Annotated in this window: 19 protein-coding genes; 3 read left to right on the forward strand and 16 right to left on the reverse strand. The window is 58.3% G+C overall.

Features of this window, described 5'->3' with window-relative positions; genetic code table 11:
- Positions 1-143 precede the first annotated feature (143 nt).
- On the forward strand, positions 144-2,498 hold the full coding sequence (gene eutB / locus AS026_RS34250) for an ethanolamine ammonia-lyase subunit EutB (RefSeq protein ID WP_062375196.1): 2,355 nt from the start codon (positions 144-146) through the stop codon (positions 2,496-2,498).
- A gap of 56 nt (positions 2,499-2,554) precedes the next feature.
- Here eutB and AS026_RS34255 read toward each other — a convergent pair whose 3' ends face one another.
- On the reverse strand, positions 2,555-2,914 hold the full coding sequence (locus AS026_RS34255) for a VOC family protein (protein WP_062375199.1): 360 nt from the start codon (positions 2,912-2,914) through the stop codon (positions 2,555-2,557).
- 269 nt (positions 2,915-3,183) lie between these two features.
- Entirely contained in the window at positions 3,184-3,504 is a 321-nt protein-coding gene (locus tag AS026_RS34260; RefSeq protein WP_245307720.1) for an ATPase inhibitor subunit zeta, read from the reverse strand.
- 771 nt (positions 3,505-4,275) lie between these two features.
- Here AS026_RS34260 and AS026_RS34265 point away from each other — a divergent pair.
- Positions 4,276-4,464, forward strand: coding sequence for a hypothetical protein (locus AS026_RS34265; protein ID WP_062375201.1), 189 nt, complete (start codon positions 4,276-4,278; stop codon positions 4,462-4,464).
- A 215-nt stretch (positions 4,465-4,679) separates the two neighbouring features.
- On the opposite strand, the gene AS026_RS34270 is transcribed toward AS026_RS34265, so the two are convergent.
- The 11 genes from AS026_RS34270 to AS026_RS34320 all read right to left on the reverse strand — a co-directional run bounded on the left by AS026_RS34270 (position 4,680) and on the right by AS026_RS34320 (position 15,536).
- Positions 4,680-5,804 (reverse strand): AraC family transcriptional regulator, encoded by a 1,125-nt coding sequence (locus AS026_RS34270; RefSeq protein WP_245307722.1) that lies wholly within the window; start codon positions 5,802-5,804, stop codon positions 4,680-4,682.
- Between the two features lie 413 nt (positions 5,805-6,217).
- A complete protein-coding gene (locus tag AS026_RS34275) occupies positions 6,218-6,973 on the reverse strand; it encodes an SDR family NAD(P)-dependent oxidoreductase (protein WP_062375204.1) in 756 nt (251 codons plus the stop codon).
- Positions 6,974-6,985: 12 nt separating this feature from the next.
- The gene (locus AS026_RS34280) at positions 6,986-7,741 is read right to left on the reverse strand and encodes an SDR family NAD(P)-dependent oxidoreductase (protein WP_062375206.1); all 756 of its coding nucleotides are present in this window, start codon (positions 7,739-7,741) and stop codon (positions 6,986-6,988) included.
- A 9-nt stretch (positions 7,742-7,750) separates the two neighbouring features.
- Complete coding sequence (locus AS026_RS34285; RefSeq protein WP_062375207.1) at positions 7,751-8,800, reverse strand: proline racemase family protein; 1,050 nt, start codon at positions 8,798-8,800, stop codon at positions 7,751-7,753.
- Positions 8,797-10,272, reverse strand: coding sequence for an aldehyde dehydrogenase family protein (locus AS026_RS34290; protein WP_062375208.1), 1,476 nt, complete (start codon positions 10,270-10,272; stop codon positions 8,797-8,799). The genes AS026_RS34285 and AS026_RS34290 overlap by 4 nt, the downstream gene beginning before the upstream one ends.
- Before the next feature lie 34 nt (positions 10,273-10,306).
- The gene (locus tag AS026_RS34295) at positions 10,307-11,545 is read right to left on the reverse strand and encodes an NAD(P)/FAD-dependent oxidoreductase (RefSeq protein WP_062375209.1); all 1,239 of its coding nucleotides are present in this window, start codon (positions 11,543-11,545) and stop codon (positions 10,307-10,309) included.
- Between the two features lie 59 nt (positions 11,546-11,604).
- Positions 11,605-12,483: a 4-hydroxy-tetrahydrodipicolinate synthase gene (gene dapA, locus AS026_RS34300; RefSeq protein WP_062375210.1), complete on the reverse strand. Its 879-nt coding sequence runs from the start codon at positions 12,481-12,483 to the stop codon at positions 11,605-11,607.
- Positions 12,484-12,509: 26 nt separating this feature from the next.
- On the reverse strand, positions 12,510-13,175 hold the full coding sequence (locus AS026_RS34305; RefSeq protein WP_062375211.1) for an amino acid ABC transporter permease: 666 nt from the start codon (positions 13,173-13,175) through the stop codon (positions 12,510-12,512).
- A gap of 10 nt (positions 13,176-13,185) precedes the next feature.
- Positions 13,186-13,848, reverse strand: a complete 663-nt coding sequence (locus tag AS026_RS34310) for an amino acid ABC transporter permease (protein ID WP_062375212.1) — start codon at positions 13,846-13,848, stop codon at positions 13,186-13,188.
- A gap of 9 nt (positions 13,849-13,857) precedes the next feature.
- The gene (locus AS026_RS34315) at positions 13,858-14,640 is read right to left on the reverse strand and encodes an amino acid ABC transporter ATP-binding protein (RefSeq protein WP_062375214.1); all 783 of its coding nucleotides are present in this window, start codon (positions 14,638-14,640) and stop codon (positions 13,858-13,860) included.
- A gap of 62 nt (positions 14,641-14,702) precedes the next feature.
- Positions 14,703-15,536, reverse strand: a complete 834-nt coding sequence (locus AS026_RS34320; protein WP_062375352.1) for a substrate-binding periplasmic protein — start codon at positions 15,534-15,536, stop codon at positions 14,703-14,705.
- Positions 15,537-15,736: 200 nt separating this feature from the next.
- Between AS026_RS34320 and AS026_RS34325 the strand changes: the two genes are divergently transcribed.
- The gene (locus tag AS026_RS34325) at positions 15,737-16,456 is read left to right on the forward strand and encodes a GntR family transcriptional regulator (protein WP_062375217.1); all 720 of its coding nucleotides are present in this window, start codon (positions 15,737-15,739) and stop codon (positions 16,454-16,456) included.
- A 108-nt stretch (positions 16,457-16,564) separates the two neighbouring features.
- Here the strand turns inward: AS026_RS34325 and AS026_RS34330 are convergent, their stop codons facing one another.
- The 3 genes from AS026_RS34330 to AS026_RS34340 are packed head-to-tail and all read right to left on the reverse strand — an operon-like array spanning position 16,565 to position 19,109.
- Positions 16,565-17,323: an ABC transporter ATP-binding protein gene (locus AS026_RS34330; RefSeq protein ID WP_062375219.1), complete on the reverse strand. Its 759-nt coding sequence runs from the start codon at positions 17,321-17,323 to the stop codon at positions 16,565-16,567.
- Positions 17,320-18,177, reverse strand: a complete 858-nt coding sequence (locus AS026_RS34335; protein ID WP_062375221.1) for an ABC transporter ATP-binding protein — start codon at positions 18,175-18,177, stop codon at positions 17,320-17,322. The genes AS026_RS34330 and AS026_RS34335 overlap by 4 nt, the downstream gene beginning before the upstream one ends.
- Positions 18,174-19,109: an ABC transporter permease gene (locus AS026_RS34340; protein WP_062375355.1), complete on the reverse strand. Its 936-nt coding sequence runs from the start codon at positions 19,107-19,109 to the stop codon at positions 18,174-18,176. Before AS026_RS34340 ends, AS026_RS34335 begins: the two co-directional genes overlap by 4 nt.
- Positions 19,110-19,114 lie beyond the last annotated feature (5 nt).

Genomic DNA, 19,114 nt, shown 5'->3' on the forward strand with positions numbered 1-19,114 from the left:
CGGTAATCTTGCGGGCGGATCCGCTCAGTTGCGAAACGACCTTAGGCAGCTCAGAACCGTGCCGCTGCGGGAAGTTTTCACTCCGACAGCCGGTTCGAGGCATAGCAGAGCCAATGACCTTTGACCCACGGAAGGGTATCGCCATGAACAAGGGCTTGTTGTCTGATGCGCGTGACGGACTATCCAGAAGAGATCTTCTGCTGGTGGCGGGAACCGCCGCCGCGACGATCGCCAGTTACAGCAATGGCGCCAAGTCCGCGTCCCAGCCGGATGCATTCTCCATCAAGGAGGTGAAACAAGACGAGGATATTTTTACCTACATCTCAAGAATGAAGGGCGGTTTTGAACCGACCTTATACCAGCAGGTTATCGGTGCTGCCAATGAGTTCAAGGAAGGAGATCAAGCAATCGGCGTTGGCGCCGACAACGATGCGACGCGACGAAATGCACGCATTCTGTTGACGAATACCAAGCTCGCAGACCTCTACGCGAGGCCATTATTTCAGGATGATCTGCAACAACTCATCTGGCAGACCACCGACCAGGTCCAGTACGAAAAGGTCAAGGACTGGACCATGGGCGAATTGAAGGAATTTCTTCTCGCAAAGCCAGAGGACGAGATTAGAGGTGTCATGAATGGCCTGACCAGCGACACCATCGGCTGCGTGCCGAAATTGATGAGCAATGAAGAGCTCGTCTCCGTCAGCCGAAAGATCTTTAACGCAATGCCTGGTACCAAGCTTGGCGCGAAGGGATACATGGGCGCACGCATCCAGCCCAATTCGCCGACAGACCATCCCGACGACATAATCTGGCAGGTCTTCGACGCATTTTCGTATGCCACGGGCGACATCGTCATCGGCACCAATCCTGTTGACAGTACGGTCAACAGCGTCGCCACTGTCGAACGTGCACTCAAGGACGTTGTCGACACCTTCAAGCTGCAGGATGTGATCCCATGGTGCGTCCTCTCGCACATCGATGTCCAGGCCGAGGTAGGCGACAGCTTCCCCAAAACCGTCTCGACGATGTTCCAGAGCCTTGCTGGAACTGACGATTGTAACAAGATCTTCGACATCACGATTGACAAGATCCTGAAATATGCGCGGGCGAAGAAGGGGCAGCGATATGGCCTCTACTTTGAAACCGGACAGGGCTCGGAATTCACCAATGGGGCGGCGAACGGCGTCGACATGATGGTTCTCGAGTCACGAAAATACGGCTTCAGCAGGGCTGTCGGATTGGAGCTTGCCAAGGTGCAGCCCAAGGGCGCCTGGCTTCACGTCAATGATGTCGCCGGTTTCATCGGGCCGGAGGTTTTCAAGAGCCGCGACCAACTCGTGAGATGCTGTCTCGAAGACTTGGTCATGGGCAAGCTCCATGGCCTTACCATCGGTCTGGACATTTGTACGACATTGCACATGACAGTGAGCCTTGATGACCTGGATTGGTGCCAGGATCAGATCATGCCGGCCAATCCCGCTTATCTGATCGCGCTGCCAACGAAGAACGACCCGATGTTGAGTTACCTCACCACATCGTTTCAGGATCACGTGCGCTTGCGCGAAAAGTTCGGCTTTAGGGTCAATGATGCGATTTGGGACTTTTACAAGCGGCTCGGCGTGGTGGGCAAGGACAATCGCTACACGGCGAATTATGGAAATCCCCTTTGGGTGTACTTCCAATATCGCCTGGCCAAGGGCGACAAAAGATCGCGTGAGCAGGTCTATGCGGAAGGCCGGCAGAAGATGCGGGAGATTGAGAAGCGAGGGGTCGACATTGCCACAGGGCATGGAAGGAACAGATGGGATCTCAACCAGACGCTTTCGACCAAGGTCAAAGGCTTGTACGAGGATGCGAAGCAGTCCCTCTGGACCGAATTCACGCCCGAGTTTATCGCCGGCATTCCCGATGCCGTCTCAGTGCACACACAGTCCAGGGATCGCAATGACTACATAGCCCATCCCATGAGCGGCGAGATGTTGAACGCGGAAGGAATGCGGGACGTCGAAAGACTGAGAGATGCCTGGGGAGAGGATGTCCCTCAAGGTCAGATCGTCATTTCCGACGGACTGAATGCAAAGGCAATCATGGATGATGGACATCTTGCACCCTATCTCGAGGAGATGCGTCGGCTGCTGGCCACATCCGGCGTCACAATGAGCAACAAGAACATTGTTGTTACCAGCGGAAGGGTGAGAGCCGGATACAGGATCGGCGAGCTACTTTTCGAAAGGGCAAATCCCAACAGCTTCCGAGGCATTCTTCACATCATCGGCGAACGACCAGGGACGATGCACCACGCCTATTCGGTCTACATTACTGTCGCCAAGGGCAAACGATGGTCCGAAAAGGATATCGATCACGACATCACCAGGCTTGTCAGCAATGTCGCGGACACGGCCCTGCCGCCCAACGAAGCCGCCAGAGAAACACTGACCATCATCAGGGAAATCGTCGGGCGGAATGTAAACGGTAGTCGTCGCTACGGGGAATAGAAAGGCGGTGTGCGGGTTCCTCTCCCCCGTTTTCAGGACCGCAGGTCCAGACCCGATCAATCGATCCTCCGGCCCACGCGCACCAGGTGTTCGTCCGGATCGGACACTGCGAATTCGAACATGCCCCATGGCTGCTTGACTGGTGGATAAAGAAGCCTGCCTTTTAGCCGGGCCGCCAGTTCTTCGACATTGTCTGCGTAGAAGTAGATGCCGAACGGGCTCTTGCCGGGAACGAGCCAGTCCTCGGCCGCTTTCGTCAGGTGGATTTCGGCGCCTCCGTCGTCCGTCAATATCACGTAATCGCCGTAGTCCTCAGAATCCGGATCGCGACGGAAGCCCAGCAGGCCGTAAAAGTCTTCGCTCGCAACGAGATTGTTGCAAGGTATAACGGCGACGACCCTTCGCTTCTCGGACATAGGTAGGCTCCAGCTTGTTGTGACCGATATCCGAATAGCACCGGAGGCCCTTTTGGGAAAAGCGCGAAGCCAGCCCCAATGGGCGGCAATGGACATTGACGCGCCGGACGGCCATTTTGTGGATCGCTTCACCAATTTCCCCCGGTGAACCAGATCAGAACGTGCGCGAGACAAAGGACGGTCACAGAATACCATCCCACGCGAGGCCTTAGACCGCCGGGAGCTCCGCCTATCCGCCGCCTCTCTGGCACGCAGAGTGTAGCCAGATTTTACTTCACCAGGTTGCGCGCAATCTGCACAAGCGCACCGTCACCGGCATCCGACGTCTCTGTTTGATTTCCAGCCTCAAGCCAACAGACGTTCATAACTGCCAGAATATCCTCATTCGATTGATTCACACCAGCCGCGTCAAAGTCTCTTCGAATTATGGCAAGGATATCGTTGCGCTTGACGTCAACCGCCCCTCGGGCAAGCTCATCCGAGTATGCTTTGGCATTTTCTTCGGCAAGCGCCAGTTTTTCCGCCGCCCACATGCCAACCAGCTTGTTGCGCCTCACCATTCTCATCACATCTATCCGAAGGCTAGCCATCGAAAACCCTCCGTTGCGTGTCTGCCTGCATCATATCCTTGTCCGCGATCCCGACAAAGAAGACGAATGGAACTGCCCACTGAATGATACGCTACGTGCTTGGCGAACGCTATCCGGACGCAGCGCCAGCTGAAGGCTGGAGTGGCGTGGAACAAAGGGCAGCGTTGCTTGTTTGATGGGTTGAAATGGCGGCTCCTTTCGTTATTCGCCGTTTCATTTAATGTCCAAACGCTCTCCTCGCCCCGCTTGTGCTCAGGCGTGGCCTTTTTGCCTGGCCAACCTCATCCTATGCCAGAGTTTTTGATCACTCTCGCGATCACCATCGTCGCGTAGCGTATGCCGATGGCCCGTAGCCACAACTGCCGCTCCTTGGGTCGGCGGCGCGGATGACTGTCTAAACCTGATCCATTCGCGCTTCTGCCTGAGCAGGAGTGCGTAATCCGCACATTGTGAACCCGTGGCAGCGTAACGCAAGTAATTGTCTTCGGGCAGCAAGATTTCGACCGGTCGAAAACGGTACTGGTTTTGCGCGGAGACGAAGTAATTGAGTGTCAATGCACGGCAATGCGACCGGAGGGCTGGGATCTGGTTGCATTGCCGGTCGTAATGCGGCCGGATGGGTCCTTCAGTTCAATCAAAGCGCAACTTGCAAAAGTGCCCCCGTGCAGAACGGCTGACGGTCGAAGGTGCGGCCAATCTGCTGCGCACACCGAGGAGACCGGGAAGTCTCCCCATCGCGCCCGCCTGCAAACGCCTCAGGAGGAGGAACTGATGTCAGCGAGAACGCTGCGGGAAGAATTCGAGCACCTGTCGCGCTTCGTGTGGGTCTCGTGGAACAACAGCGGTCGCGAGCAGGCTCTGCTCGTGGCTCGCAGCTTCGCCGCCGACTTCCCTTCGGTCGGCACGGCCGAAGACTTCATGCGTCGCGCCGAAGCAATGCGACAGGAGCCCGGCAGCTGACGCAAAACTCGACGCAACCGCCCTCCACGCTGTCCGCCATCTGCGCGAAAGCAACGGAATAGCTGGGCCCTTGCGCAAGCAGATCAGATGGCGACGTCATGCGACGAACGGCACATTACAAGGGCCGACTGGCATGTCGCTCGTATGGCACCGGGATAAATGAGCCTGAAAGGAACGAGAGGTGCGGTCCGAGTTTGCGTATAAAAAGAAGAGCATCATGCTGTTGCTTCGTCTGTCGGGACTTGGACAGGAGCGCGCCGAAATTCAAGCGGACTCTTACCTGTCCAACGGCGGCAAGCGTGACTGAAGGAGCTCGGATGGTGAAACCCCAACAACCAGGCAATCTGGGACGCCTGAAGATCGTCTTCGAGGTAACGCATCGCAAGATCACGGCGCATTTGATCCAGGACCTCACTAAAGTTTAGGCCCTCGGCCGCCAATTTTCGAGCAAATGTCCTCTCGCTCAAACCAAGCCGTTTTGCGACGGTTTTTGTAGTCGCCTCGGCATGCGGCAACAGAGGCGCAATATTGTTTTCCACGATCGTTCGGAACCGGCTGGTATTGGCCATCCGGTTTGCCATCGCCTCGTCGCACATCTTCAGTATCAGTTCGTTGAGAAATGGGTCGTTTCCAACGACCGGGAGCTCCAGCGTTCCGGCGTTGAACATGATTTCATCCGTCTCTGCTCCGAATTCGACCTCACATCCAAATACTCGCCGGATATAAGTCAGGTCGCCAGTTCTATGATGGACAAATCTCACCTTGTGCGGCGAAAGATCCCGTCCGACGAGTTTGCGGCAGAGGCGCAAAAGGGCAAATAACAACAACTCCATGTTATGCTGGTCGCGATGCCTCTGCACCCCCGTGTAGGAGACTTCGACAGAGCATGCCGGCTTTTCCTTAAGCCGCACGACAAGTGCCTCATTTCCGAGGCGGACATATCTTCCAAGACGCGTGAAAGCATCACTCAGATCGCGTGACGAGGCCATCACGTAGTAAAGCATCCCCATTTCACGCAAGTCGCATTCCTTGGCCAAGGCAAGACCCATCCAAGTATCCTTCGAAACATGAGCGACCAACTGCAGGAACTGCATTTGCGCGGTGACATGAATTCGCCGGCGCTCTGCGATCGCTGCGCTTGTAAGGCCAGACCGCGACAGCAAAGGCGCAACCTCAATTCCAGCACGTTCCAGATGCCGAACTGCCAGGCGCGTGGCCAGTCCCCATGAAGTTGGTCCATTGATCAGGTTTTGAATGTCAGGTTCGCGTTGCCCGGCCATGAGCGGTGTCCCCCGGAAGCTGCAATACTGCCATTGTTTGTTCTTGTTCGCAAACTTCAACCGGGGGCTTTCCTTTTTCTCGCACTGAGAAATGTGGCAGCTGCCCGCAAATTAATGTCACCTCATCACAAGCCGAGGGCTTCTCAACGCAATATAACCGCCGACAACGGTTAAATGTCGATCGCACGATTGAAACGCTGCCCCACAGTCGAGGGGTACCGGTTTCGTGCGCTTCTCGTGGGTTGGATTGATAGGTTCATCTAGCAGTCCATCAGTTTTCCCGGCGGACCAGGTGGGGGGTGTGGTCACCGTCGGGATGTCGCCGCCGCTCGTGTCGTTATCGCAGCGTCCACGGTGAGGCGTTCTGGGAGGGACGCGCAGACCGAGTGGCGGCGGCTCCGGCGCAGCCCCCAATCGACCACGAAGCGCCTGCCCGCATCCATTCTCGTCCGCAAACAAACGGCAAAGTGCGATTACGCGACCGCCTGCGCACCAGTAATTTCAACGAGCGACCCGCACATGAAAGCTGCTTCTTCCGAAGCCAGGAAGGCAACCAGCGCCGCGACCTCATCAGGCCTGCCGATGCGGCCGAAGGGAACGAGCCTATCGAGATCCGCGATGGTGCGTCCTGAGCGCTTCACGCCCGCTTCCAGCATTGGCGTATGGATTTCGCCGGGGCATACCGCATTCACGCGAACCTTGTCCGGAGCATAGTCACGCGCGAGGTTCTGCGTGAAGGCAGCCACCGCGGCCTTGGTGGTATTATAGGCAATGTGGTTCGGAGCGGGGTAGAGTCCCCATTGCGAGGCAGTATTTACGATGGCGCCACCCCCGGCAGCAATCATATGGGGAAGGACGGCCCGGCAGAGGTGGAACATCGAGTCGAGGTTGACTGTGAAGCTGACATCCCAGTCCTCATCAGACAGCGACAGCAGGTTCCCGCGACGATTGATACCAGCGTTGTTTACAAGCACATCGATCCGACCATTCAAGGCAAACGCCTTCTCGACGAGTTCGAAGCACGAAACTTTTCGAGAAATATCGGCGCCAATGACGGTGGCCGCTCCGCCTTCTGCCTGAATTACCTCGGCCACTTGGAGCGCGGCCTCTTCGTTGACATCCGTGACGACCACAAGCGCAGCTTCGGCGGCCAGGCGACGCGCGATCGCGGATCCGATCCCTCCGCCGGCGCCGGTCACGATCGCGACCCTGTTTTGAAAACGCTTCATGGAGATTCCCTTCTATCTGATGTAGCTTCCGCCGTTGACGTCAATCGTTGCCCCATTAAGCGATGCCTGACTGGATCGGAGCACAAAGGCCACGAGCTCCGCCACCTCGGCTGGTGTGGCCATCTCGCCGATCGGGATGTCGGCAACCGCTGCCGCCTTCCCGTGGGTCTTGATGAAGTCCTGTGCCATGTCGGTGCGCACCCAGCCGGGCGCAATCGCGACGGCCGTCACACCATCGGCTGCGAAACTGCGCGCGATGGATTTAGTCAGGTTGGCGAGTGCTGCCTTGGTTGCCCCATAGGGCATCGCATCGGCCGCATAGCCGCGTTGTCCGGCGCGGCTTGTAATGTTGACGATACGTCCGCCACCGCTCTCCTGGAAGTGGCGGATCGCCTCCTTGCAGAGGTCGGCGGCAGCAAAGAAATTGATCTGGAACTCGTGTTGCCACGCGGCCTTCCAATCTGCTGGCGAAGCGTCGATGGAGATTTCCGTGCGGACGCCGGCATTGTTGACGAGCCCATGAATACGCCCCGCTGCCGCGACTGATTTCTCCCAGAGTTTGAACGGACCCTCTGTCGTCGAGAGGTCGGCCTGCACAATCCAGCCGGTTCCGACATCGGCCAGCAAAGCGTCCGCGCCCGACCTGTCCCGACCGTAATGAATAATCGGCTGGGCGCCTTCTGCGGCAAGCTGTCGAACAACCGCCGCCCCAATACCGCCCGAAGCGCCAGTAACGAGCACCGCTTTTCCATCGAGTGACTTCGTCATGTCCTCACCTCATTTAAGAAGGCCAGCTTGAGGCCCCCACGTGTCCGAAAGTGCAAATCCGCTTCTGAAAGGATCGTCGTCTGCGACCCGCAGTTCCGTCCGCCCGTAGACATAGCCGCGCCCCGTGACGCGCGGCAAGACCGCCCTGCGGCCGCCAATTTCCGTCTCCCCGATTGCTTCGGCAAGAAACTCGCCACCGATAATCGAGCGCGATATTCTGCTGTCGCCGACCGAAACGGATCCCCGCGCGTAAAGTGTTGCAAGGTTGGCCGAACTGCCCGTACCGCAGGGAGAGCGGTCGACGCGGCCGGGCGGAAGCGTCGTGCAAGTTCGCACGGCTCCATCGGGTTCACAGTCGCGGAACATGACGTAGGCGATTTCATTGACCCCTGGCAGCATCGGATGCGAAACCTTGACCTGTTCGGCGAGAACCCGCTTCAACTCGATCCCGGCCTCGGCGAGTTCGCGGGCATTCTCTGGCGCGATGGTGAGCTCCACTTCGCCGACGTCGACCAATGCGTAGTAAACACCGCCGAATGCGACATCAATCTTGATCCGACCCCAGGCGGGGGTCTCGATCTCATAGTCGAGAAGCTCGGCAAAACTCGCAACGTTGTCCAGGCTTACGGAAAGGCAGCGCCCGTCTTCGCAGCGCGCCCGAGCAACTATCAGTCCGGCCGGTGTATCGAGCCGAACCGTCGTCTCGGGCTCGACCATTGGAACGCGTCGGCTCTCCAGAAGTGCAGTCACGACGCAGATGCAGTTGCTACCCGACATCGGATGAGCGCGGTCGGCTTGTAGAACGATGAAACCCGCATCCGCATCGGGCCGGGTGGGCGCAACGAGAAGGTTCACCGACATGGCGACGTTGGCACGCGGTTCAAAGGTCACGAAACGTCGAAGGCTGTCGTCGACGGCGTTGACGTAATTCATCTTCTCCAGCATGGTCGCGCCTGGAATTTCAGGCGCACCGCTGACGAGGACATGTCCGAGCTCACCCTGGCAGTGAACGAGCAGCAGTTCGATGGACTTCTCGAAATGGAACGGCGCGGTTTTCACTTGATGTACCAGCCCCAGGGTTTGTCGGTCACGTATGTGGTGATCTGCTTGGTCTCCAAATAGTTTTCCAGACCCCAGCGCCCCAACTCACGCCCGATGCCGGATTCCTTGTAACCGCCCCACGGCGCCTCGGTGAAGGTCGGCTGCGAGCAGTTGATCCAGACGATGCCGGCTCGGAAAGCCGACGCCACGCGTTCGGTGCGCACGTGATCCTTGGACATGACTGCCGCCGCCAGGCCGAAGCGGCTATCGTTCGCGAGTTCGATCGCCTCCTCTTCCGTGTTGAATGGCCTGACGCAGACAACCGGGCCGAAGATCTCTTCAACCCAGGCGTCGCTGTCGAGTGGCACATCGGTCAGCACAGTCGGCTGTAGGTAATAGCCTTTGTCGAAACCCTCGGGGCGCCGACCCCCGCATGCGATCGTGGCGCCGGCCCTACGCGCGCTCTCGATCGCGGCGACGACCTGCTCGTGTTGACGCTTGGAGACCAGCGGTCCAAGGAGGACACCTTCGTCCAGACCGTTGCCGATCCTGATCTTCTTTGTCTCTTCGACCAGACGAGCAAGAAGCCGTTCATAGAGCGTGTCTTGCACGAGAACGCGAGATGTCGCCGAGCAAACCTGTCCCTGGTTCCAGAAGATACCAAACATGATCCATTCGACAGCTTCGTCGATATCGGCGTCTTCGAAGACAACGAGGGGCGACTTGCCGCCAAGCTCGAGACTAACGCGCTTGATATCGCGCGCCGCGGCCGCCATGATCTTCGAGCCCACGGTGCCCGATCCCGTGAAGGCAAGCTTGTCGACACCCTCATGGTCGATGATCGCCTGGCCAGCGACCGAGCCGGAGCCCGTGAGAATATTGAGGACGCCCGCGGGAAGTCCTGCTTCGTGCGCCACGGCGGCGAGCTCAAGAGCGGTCAGCGAGGTTAGTTCCGCCGGCTTCAGTACCACTGTGCAGCCGGCGGCAAGCGCCGGAGCAACTTTCCATGCAGCCATCAGCAGCGGGTAGTTCCAAGGGATAATTGCGCCCGCAACGCCGATCGGTTCCTTGACGGCTTTGGAAGTGAACCGCTCGTCGGGGAGAGCAATCAGTTCCTCGGGGTTGTTGTCGAGCTGTTCGGCGAGGCCCGCATAGAAATCGAAGCAGCCCGCCGCGTCGGCGACATCCCAGTCTGCCTCGGGGAACGGCTTGCCGTTGTCGAGGACCTCCAACCGGGCGATGTCAGATTGCCGGGCGCGAATGCCGTCGGCAATCGCGCGCAGGTACCTGGCGCGCTGTGCGCCTGACAGCTTCGGCCATCCGTCCTTGTCGAAGGCGCGGCGTGCGGCTTTAACGGCGATGTCGACGTCTTCAGCAGTTGCAGTAGCGATTGTTTGGATTACTTCTTCGGTCGCCGGGTTCACTACCTCGCAGGCGCCGCCCTTGGCCGGTTTCACCCACTTGCCATCGATGTACAATTCGTTTCGCATTGCAATTTCCCTTGTTGTTAGCGCAGCAGGCGGTTCAAAACCGGTCGACGCGATAGGGTTTCATGTCGACGGGCGGCGTCGCTCCCGTAATAAGGTCGGTCATGAGACGGGCAGTTGTCGCTCCGTAAGTCAGCCCGAGATGCCCATGCCCGGTTGCGTACCAGACGTTGGCGTGTTTTGCCGAGCGACCCATGACCGGCACGGTGTCGGGCATTGCGGGCCGATGACCCATCCATTCCGATGTTCGCTCAGCTTTGAGATCCGGTAAGGCTTCCTTGGCACGCTTCACCAAGACCTTCGCACGGCGATAGTCAGGAGCGGCGTCGAGGCCTGCCATTTCGACCGTGCCTCCGACACGGATGCCGCCGGCAGTCGGAGTCACCATGAAGGCGCGGGCCGGCCAGATCAGCGAATGGCGGATCGAGATGCCTGGAGCCATGATCTGCGTGTGATACCCGCGTTCGGTCTCAAGCGGGATCGGTTCGCCGAGCATCGCGGAGAGGCGTCCGGTGAAAGCGCCTGCTGCGAGAACTACCCTTTTTGACTGGAGATCGCGACCGTCTTTTAGCCGGACGTCGCTCACTCCGGTTTGATCTTGAGCGAAGCCGACCACTTCCCCAGTTTCGAGAGCGCCACCCAGTTGCTGGAACCTGTCGGCCAGCGCAAGCACGAGCTTGTAGGGGTCGGCAATTGACCGGTTGTCAGGGAAAAGCACCGCCTTTCCGATCTTGGTCGTCACGGCGGGCTCCAGATCGCGAATGGCGTTTCCCTCCAGGATTTCATAGCGGAAACCGAAACGGTCCAGGATTTCAATATGCTCGTGATCGGCCCTGAACTCGGCCTCGTCCGTGTAGACGCTGAGGCAACCTTCCGACGAGAGCATGTGCTGCAGACCCGTCTGCGCCAACAGTGCGTCGAGATCCTCATAGACACGACGGCACAAAACCGATCCTGCCGCCTCGAGCTCGCGCAGCTTCGACGGGCGGCTAGCTGCGATAAACCGCAGGAACCACGGCAGGAGCCTTGGCAAGTAGGAGGGGCGAACGCGAACAGGGCCTTCCGGAGCCAGCGTCCAGCCGGGCATTTGCGCCCATACGCCCGGTCGCGACGCCGGCATGAACTCGGTGACCGCAATACTTGCCATATTGCCGAATGACGCCCCCAAGCCAGGCGCGACCCGGTCGACAAGGACGACGGGCTCGCCGCGACGCTGGAGCTGGTATGCGATGGCTGTGCCGATGATCCCGGCCCCGACGACAACAGTTTGACCCACGTCAGTTCCTCGACGTTGCGACGGCGGCCTCGGCAATGCATGCCTGGCCGCCCGATTGACTACCAGTTCAGAATTGGCTGCATTGCCGCGTTGAATTCAGCCTTCTCGCCTGCCGTCAATTCGCCAAGCGGAGCGCGGCACTTGCCGACCGGTAGACCCTGCAATTCGCAGCCATACTTGATCTTCTGCACGAACTTGCCGCTCTCAAGGATGTTCATCGCGCGGTAGAGAACGATCATCTTTTCGCGTGCCGCCTTCAGATCACCGGAGCGGAAGGTGCGGTCAAGATCGACGCAGGCCTTTGCCATGCAGTTCGCCGGGCCGCAAATCCAGGAATCGGCACCCCAGAACATGAAGTCGAGCGCGATATCGTCAGAGCCAGACACCAGATCGATGCGGCCATTGTAGCGGGCATGGATGTCGATGGCGCGTTGCAGAGAGCCAGAGCTTTCCTTGATGCCTAGCACACGGGGATCATCGGCGAGCGCATCGAGAATATCGAAGCCGATCTCTACGCCGTCCTTGTAGGGATAGCTGTAGAGGACGAGATTGACGTCGGTTTCGCGCAGCACCGTCTTGAAATGGGAGAGAAGCTCTTCCTGGGTCGGGCGTGTGTAGAACGGTGTGGCCAGCAGTACCGTGTCGTAGCCGATCTCCTTGGCCTTGAGCGTATTCGCAATGACTTCGCGTGTTGCGGGTGCGTTTGTACCCGCAATCAGGATTTCACCGTCGTTCGCGAAGTCCCTCACGAACTTCAGGACTTCAATGCGCTCATCGTTGGACAGAGCGGAGTATTCCCCCGTCGATCCCATCGGAACCCAACCGGTGACGCCGGCGGCCCGCATGGCTGTAAGGTGTTTTTCGTAAGCCTTGAAATCAACCTTCCCATTCGCATCAAACGGGGTGATGAGTGCAGGCATGACGCCGGAAAGTTTCATTGTTCATTCTCCTGTATCGGATTGCTTCAGATTGCGAGCTTCTTGAGGATGCGGCTCTCGATGAGCGTAACGGCGCGCGTGAGCGGAAACGCGATGGCGAAGTAGATCAAAGCGACGACGGTCAAGACCTCAACAGGACGAGCTGTGTTGTTGGATATGTTCTGGCCGACGAACATCAGGTCAGCCATTCCCACGGCCGAAACCAGTGCGCTTTCCTTGAAGAGACTGACGCAGTTGGACAAAAGTGTCGGGATCGCGCGCAGAACTGCCTGCGGCAAGATCACGCTGATGACCTGGATCCGGCGAGGCAGACCGAGCGCAATGCATGCATCTGATTGCTCTGGTCCGATGGACTTCAAGCTCGCCCGAAATGTCTCGCTGGTGATGGCGCCCATATAGAGCGTCAGCGCAATGACGCCCGACATGAAATTAGAGAGTTCGACGCCGAGGATCAGCGGCAGGCAGAAGAAGATCCAGAAGAGCTGGATCAGCACAGGCGTGCCACGGAAGAATTCCACATAGATGCCCGAAATCACCCGAAGTACCGCACCGCGTGAGGTTCTGGCCAAGCCGACCAGGAAGCCAAGCGAGCATCCCAACAGAATGCAGACGGCAGTGAGCTTCAGCGTCGTCAGGAGCCCGAGCAAGAGGGCATGTTCGAACCGTGCAAGAATTGAAAAGTCGAGCGACATCACAGGTCTCCTAGCTCACAAGCAATTGGCGGCGACGCTCAAGCAACCCCACGATCTGGGTTACCGGGAACGACACCGCGAAATAGATGAGCGCAACGACCGTAAAGGTCTCGATCGGACGGTAGGTTTCAGTCGCCAGCGATTTGCCTTCGTACATGAGGTCCGCGATCGCGACGATCGCAACAAGCGCGCTCTGCTGGAAGATCACGATACCATTCGTGAGCAGCACTGGGACGGAGGCACGAAAAGCCGTTGGAAACACGATGTACAGAATGCGCTGCCAGGGATTGAGACCCAGTGCGATCCCGGCGTCCAGCTGCTCTCTTGGCACCGCCTGTATCGATGCCCTGTAGGCTTCCGCATTGAAGGCAGTCAGGTTCAACCCAAGCGCTATAATGCCCATGGTGATCGGGTCGAGAAAGACATCGAACAGCATCGGCACGCAATAAAAGATCCAGACGATCTGAACGATCGCCGGCGTGCAGCGAAAGAACTCGATGAACAGCATGAACGGCATTCGTACAACGCGGTTTGGGCTCATCAGCAAGAGCGCGAGGCCGAAACCGGCGATAATGCCAATCACGTTTGCTGCGGCAGTTAATTCCAGCGAGACGGCCAGGCCGCGCAAAAGTGGAGCAAACGAGACCGCCTCGAAGTCGAACGTGTAGTTCATAACGATCCCCTATTGCTTGATATGGAAGACGCGGTCGATGAACTCCTTCGTGCGTTCCTCCTTGGGAGATCCCAAGACCTGTTCGGGCGGGCCGTCTTCGACGACAACACCACCGGCGCAGAAGATAACGCGCGAAGCAATATTCTTGGCAAACCACATGTCATGCGTGACGATCATCATCGGCATGTCCTGCGAGGCGAGCTGCATAATGACCTGCTCGACTTCGCTGACCAGCTCCGGATCAAGCGCCGACGTCACCTCGTCAAACAGCATCAATTTGGGATCGAGCATTAGTGCACGAGCAATCGCAACGCGTTGCTTTTGCCCGCCCGACAACTGGGCCGGATAAGCTTTTGCCTTCGCGCCAAGACCAAAGCGTTGAAGAAGAGCCTGGGCGCGGGACGTGGCTTTCGCTTTAGGTTCGCCGCGGACTTTGCAGGGAGCGAGAATAAGATTCTGGATGACATTGAGGTGGGGAAACAGCGTATAGTGCTGGAAGACCATGCCGATCGAACGGCGGACCTCCGTGTCGATGATCGTCCTCCTCGCCCGACCGTCGGAAGAGATGTACGGCTTCCCATCAAAGCTGACGCTGCCGCTGTCAATCTGTTCAAGCCCCATCATGACGCGCAGGAGCGTGCTTTTACCACCGCCGCTGGGACCGATTACGACGACACGGTCGCCGGGCTTCATTTCGATGTCGATGCCCTTGAGCACCTGGATTGCGCCGCTGCCGTAGCTCTTGTGCAACGCCTGCATTTTCACGAGGGGAAGGCTAAAAGACATGGTCATGGCCGATCTCGGTTTGTCTGAAAACGAGAAAGGCGCCGGCGGCAGGCCGACGCCCGACTTGATCAGTTCGAACCCCTGAGCACCTGATCGACGGCTTTCTTGATCAGCTCGTCAACGTGACCGGTGGCTACCTTTTCTTCCAGGAAGATGTTGACGACTTCGACGTCGGCGGCCGACAGATCGTGCGGCAGGCCAAAGGACACGCCCTGCTTGGCGAGCGCGGGTTTCGGATTAAGGGCAACCGCCCAATCCGGATTGGCCTGGGTCAAAAGCAGGTTCGTGTCAGAAGCATCAACAAGGACGTCTGCGCGCTTTGAGGTGAGCGCAAGACGGGTCTCATCGTTGCCCGGAAGGCGCATGATTGTCGCAGTCTTGATGGCCGCAGAAATCGCCTTGTCCTGAGCGGTGCCGGACATGACCGCCATCGTGACGCCGGCCTTGTCGAGGTCAGCCACCGACGCTGCGCCCTGAGGGATCTTTGGGTTGTTCTTGTTGTAGGCGAGAGAGATCTGGTACTCCATCGCCGGGATTGAGAACTGCACGGCCATGGCACGCGCCGGAGTCCGGTTCAACGCAAGCGATACATCCCATTTCCCTGCTTGGAGGCCGGCAACAATATTGTCCCACGTGGTATCCACGAACTCAGGCTTGACCTTCAGCGCATCAGCAAACTCGCGGCATAGATCCGCGTAAAAGCCGGAATACTCGCCCGATGCCGGATCGCGCATGATGTAGGGCGGAGCAACGGCTGCGCCGCACTTCAGCACGCCTGCCTTTTGCACGCCCTGCCAATACCCTTCGGCATTCTGGGCGTGAGCTGTTGTGAGTGAAAAGCCTCCCATCAGGGCGAGCGCGGGCATCGCCCGCAGTGCGGACGTTATGATCTTCGAGAGCATCGGCATTCCTCTTTGCTGTGCGCGAAGCGCGTTGTTCCACTCGTCGGCTGAAGCCGTTTCTATTGCTTTTGTCTGTCGGCTACGTGTCGACTGGCCATTATCTGTCAACAGGGTGTCGACAAAGTCAAGAGGAAATTTTAAGATTGCTGTGAAGCCGAATTTCTGGCCCAATGCGCACTCGGCAAGCGAAAGGGACTTGAGTGTCTGACGAAATTGAAGTGAAACGGACCCGTGGAACTGGCTCGCGAAGCGTCTACGAAACACTCCGCAACGAAATCCTCTCGCTTGCCCTGCCACCCGGCCAGTTGCTCGACGAGACGACACTCGCGGAACGCTTTAACATGTCCCGTGCCCCGGTTCGTGAGGCATTGATCCGGCTTGGATCCGACGAACTGGTTGTGACGCTGTCGAACCGAAGCACGATCGTGTCACCGATCGAAGTCGCCACCTTCCCAAAATATGTCGAGGCTCTCGATATCGCCCAGCGCATGAATACCAGGCTCGCTGCGGCTCTCCGCACCGAACAGGACCTCAAAGTGATCGCCAAACGCGACAAAGCATTCGCGACGGCGGTCAAGACCGGCAACCACCTGGCCATGTCGGAAGCCAACAAGGAATTCCACATGGCAATCGCCCATGCGGGGAAAAACCAGTATCTGGCATCGTTCTACGAGAGGCTGCTTTCGCAGGGCCAGAGGATGCTCCATCTACACTTCGAGTATCTGGAACGAACTCACGAAGGATACCTCCTGACGGATGAGCACGGGCAGATGCTAGAGGCGATCCGTGAGCGCAACGTCGAACTTGCCGATGAGCTTGCGCATGCGCATACCCGTCAGTTCCAGCAGAATTTCATCAACTTCATGCGCGAGAACTACACGACCGACGTGGCACTGGGGCCGCTCAAAGCTGCTGAGTGATCACGACGATCTCAAGTATAGCGGCTAGGGGACCGGGTCATAATATGACGCACCCGCCGGCATCACGTGTTCGCAGTCCGCAAGCCCCAGGAACTGGTCAGCACAGCCCTACGTCATGGCGTGAACCTGTTTACCATAGAGCCTGCTTGCTTGCAGCAGACGCTGCGAATAGGGGTGCTCGACCGCACCTTGCCGCAAGCGCTCGATCTCGACTTGTTCAACGATTTCGCCAGCTTCCATGATTGCGACCCTGCTGCACATGTGGGAGACGACGGCGAGGTCATGGCTGACGAGCAGATAGGTCAGGCCGCGATCTTTCCGCAGATCGTCCAGAAGATTGAGAATTTCCGCCTGGACCGAGACATCAAGCGCAGAGGTCGGCTCGTCGAGAAGCAGAACGGCCGGATCAAGAACCAAGGCGCGGGCGATCGCAACACGCTGGCGTTGCCCACCAGAGAGCTGATGTGGGAATCTGTAGCTGAGTGACGGGTCCAGCCCGACCGAGCGGAGAACTGCATCGACATCAATCGAATTGCTCGCAAGCCCCTGATTGCGGAGCGGCTCCTTGATCTGTGAGCGGATCGTCTTGCGGGGATGGAGTGATCCGTAAGGATCCTGAAACACCATCTGGACCCGCCGGAAAAATGGCCGGTCGCGCCGGCGGTCCAGCGTTTCGCCGTCCAGTCTGATCCGCCCCTCATATTGTGGATTGAGGCCGGACATGGCGCGTAGAACCGTTGATTTTCCACAGCCAGATTCGCCAACGAGCCCAAACGCAGCGCCCTTTCCGACAGCAAGGCTGAGATTTTTGACGACCGGCCTCAGGGTGGCGGCGAAGCGGACTGTGAGGTTGCTGATTTCAATCACCGCGGCAACTCCAGCACGTTGTCATTTAACCAGGCCGGGTCACGCTTCAGGATCTGCAAGCGGGTGGGCGGGTTGTCGATCGAGGGCAGCGATGCAAGCAGACCCTGTGTATAGGGATGTTTTGCAGATTCCAGTTCGCGGGCCTTGAGGACCTCGACGACCCTGCCGGCATACATGATAAGGACACGGTCGCAGAAGTTTCGAACGAGGTTCAAATCGTGGCTGATGAAAATCAGACCGAGGTTACGGCGCGCAACGAGCTCATCCAGCAATGCCAGAATTTCAAGCCGCACCGTGACATCAAGCGCCGAGGTTGGTTCGTCTGCGATTAGAACCTCGGGCTCGGCAATCAGCATCATGGCGATCATCACGCGCTGGCCCATGCCACCCGATATTTCGTGCGGATAGAGGCGAGCCACCTTTTCAACATCTCGGATCTTGACCGCATCCAGCATCGCGAGCATCTGCTCGAAGGCCTGTTTCGAAGTGGCCTTGGGATAGTGAAAGCGATAGGTTTCGGCAATCTGCTCGCCCACCCGCATGACCGGGTTCAACGAATATTTCGGGTCCTGCAAGATCAACCCGATCCGCCGTCCTCTGATCGTCATCATCGCGCGCTCGTCGGCCTTGAGCAGATCCACGCCTTGAAAGGTCATCTGCTGAGCACTGACGATTGCGGTCGGTGGCAACAGTTTCATTATCGCGCGACCAACCGTGGACTTTCCCGATCCGGACTCACCAACGATGCCGAGTTTTTCCTGTCCGAGTGAAAAGGTGACGCCGCGCACGGCCCTCACTGTTCCGTGCCCGAAGGCGATCTCGAGATTGCGAATATCGATAAGTGACGTACTCATTGCGAACCCCTCGGATCAAGAACGTCGCGAAGCGCGTCGCCGACGAGGTTGAAGGCAAGGCTGACGAGGGCGATTGCAATGCCGGGTGCTGCAATGACCCATGGGCTGTCGAGCATGAATTCGCGGCCGGTCGCCGCCATCGCGCCCCACTCGGGCCAGGGGGGCTGCGCGCCAAGGCCAAGAAAGCCGAGGCCGGCTGCCGTAATGATGATGCCCGCCATATTCAGTGTGACGCGCACAATGACGGAGGGAATGCACATCGGCAGGATGTGACGGGTGATGATCGTTGCAGGCGTTGCGCCCTGGAGCCGCACGGCGGCGATGAAGTCGGCCTTTCGCAGGCTGAGCGTTTCTGCGCGCGCAAGGCGTGCAATCGGTGGCCAGGCCGTGAGCGAGATCGCGATGATGGCATTGGTAATGCCCGGACCAAGTGCTGCCGCAAACCCGAGCGCCAGCACCAACCCCGGAAACGACAGGAAGATGTCGGTGATGCGCATCAGAACTTCATCGACAATTCCGCCGAAATAGCCCGAGCAGGTACCGATTAAAAGTCCCATTGGAGCAACGATGACGGAGACGAGAATAATGATATAGAGCGTCGTGCGGGCGCCGTAGACAATACGGGCGAAGACATCCCGGCCGAAATTGTCGGTCCCGAGCCAGTGCTCCGCGGATGGTGGCGAAAGGCGTCCGGCCATGTCCTGGACGATCGGATCATAAGCCGTCAGGAGTGGTGCGGCGAGCGCAACAAGGATCAAAAGGACAATGATTGCCAATCCTGCCAGGCCGAGCGGGTGAAGGCGAAACTTCAGCCAGCCCTGATGGAATTGCTGCGCGCTCGATTGAAACCAGCCCTGGGGTTCGGGCGCGCGCAGCCATTTGTGAAAGCGGCTGCCGTCGATGCGGTCGGCTTGTTCTGTGGACATCGTCATCGGCG

Source organism: Rhizobium altiplani, assembly GCF_001542405.1.
GTDB classification, from domain to species: Bacteria; Pseudomonadota; Alphaproteobacteria; order Rhizobiales; family Rhizobiaceae; genus Rhizobium; species Rhizobium altiplani.

Excerpts from the sequence above, each read along its gene's own strand:
- AS026_RS34265 (WP_062375201.1), top strand. The coding sequence starts at position 4,276 with ATGTCAGCGAGAACGCTGCGGGAAGAATTCGAGCACCTGTCGCGCTTC.
- AS026_RS34280 (WP_062375206.1), bottom strand. The coding sequence starts at position 7,741 with ATGACGAAGTCACTCGATGGAAAAGCGGTGCTCGTTACTGGCGCTTCG.
- dapA (WP_062375210.1), bottom strand. The coding sequence starts at position 12,483 with ATGAAACTTTCCGGCGTCATGCCTGCACTCATCACCCCGTTTGATGCG.
- AS026_RS34315 (WP_062375214.1), bottom strand. The coding sequence starts at position 14,640 with ATGACCATGTCTTTTAGCCTTCCCCTCGTGAAAATGCAGGCGTTGCAC.
- AS026_RS34290 (WP_062375208.1), bottom strand. The coding sequence starts at position 10,272 with ATGCGAAACGAATTGTACATCGATGGCAAGTGGGTGAAACCGGCCAAG.
- AS026_RS34310 (WP_062375212.1), bottom strand. The coding sequence starts at position 13,848 with ATGAACTACACGTTCGACTTCGAGGCGGTCTCGTTTGCTCCACTTTTG.
- AS026_RS34260 (WP_245307720.1), bottom strand. The coding sequence starts at position 3,504 with ATGGCTAGCCTTCGGATAGATGTGATGAGAATGGTGAGGCGCAACAAG.
- AS026_RS34275 (WP_062375204.1), bottom strand. The coding sequence starts at position 6,973 with ATGAAGCGTTTTCAAAACAGGGTCGCGATCGTGACCGGCGCCGGCGGA.
- AS026_RS34335 (WP_062375221.1), bottom strand. The coding sequence starts at position 18,177 with ATGAGTACGTCACTTATCGATATTCGCAATCTCGAGATCGCCTTCGGG.
- AS026_RS34305 (WP_062375211.1), bottom strand. The coding sequence starts at position 13,175 with ATGTCGCTCGACTTTTCAATTCTTGCACGGTTCGAACATGCCCTCTTG.
- AS026_RS34255 (WP_062375199.1), bottom strand. The coding sequence starts at position 2,914 with ATGTCCGAGAAGCGAAGGGTCGTCGCCGTTATACCTTGCAACAATCTC.
- eutB (WP_062375196.1), top strand. The coding sequence starts at position 144 with ATGAACAAGGGCTTGTTGTCTGATGCGCGTGACGGACTATCCAGAAGA.
- AS026_RS34340 (WP_062375355.1), bottom strand. The coding sequence starts at position 19,109 with ATGACGATGTCCACAGAACAAGCCGACCGCATCGACGGCAGCCGCTTT.
- AS026_RS34320 (WP_062375352.1), bottom strand. The coding sequence starts at position 15,536 with ATGCTCTCGAAGATCATAACGTCCGCACTGCGGGCGATGCCCGCGCTC.